The sequence below is a fragment of the Halomonas sp. BM-2019 genome, from assembly GCF_017584085.1.
On the sequence record NZ_CP071922.1, the window covers coordinates 2789836 to 2790463 of the forward strand.

Here is a 628-nt window from a genome sequence, read left to right on the forward strand (position 1 = left end):
CAGCACCCCGCTGTGGGACGAGACGGTGCTCACCGGTCTCTACGACGACCTGGAAGGCATCGATGCCATGCTCGAGCGGGTACGCCAGGCCTGGGCCACCGTGGTGCCGGAAGAGCCCTGCCCCGAGATCGAGACTGAGCTGCTCGCCGACCGCGACTGGGAGCGGGAGTGGATGGAGGACTTCAAGCCCATGCAGATGGGCCAGCGGCTGTGGATCGTGCCGAGCTGGCACGAGCCACCGGAACCCGGCGCGGTCAACCTGCACCTGGACCCCGGCCTGGCCTTCGGCACCGGCACCCACCCCACCACGGCGCTCTGCCTGGCCTGGCTGGACGGCACCGATATCGACCCCCAGGCGCTCACCGCGAGCCGCGACAACGCCGCGCGCAACGCCATCGCGGAGGCGCGGCTCCGGCTCTGCTACCCCGAACAGCTCGACGACGCCGAGACCTTCCCCATCGTGGTGGCCAATATCCTCGCCGGCCCGCTGGTCGAGCTGGCCCCGATGATCGCCGGCCACGTCGCCCCCGGCGGCCGACTGGCCCTCTCCGGCATTCTCGCCGCCCAGGCCGAGGAGGTGATCGACGCCTACCACGACCAGGGCCTTCACATGGACGAGCCGGTGGTC

The 628-nt window shown here is 71.0% G+C and carries 1 protein-coding gene; it reads left to right on the forward strand.

The window, feature by feature from the left end; all coding sequences use genetic code 11:
• A partial coding sequence (locus J5F18_RS13910) for a 50S ribosomal protein L11 methyltransferase (RefSeq protein ID WP_346299194.1) occupies positions 1–628 on the forward strand: 628 nt, incomplete at both ends.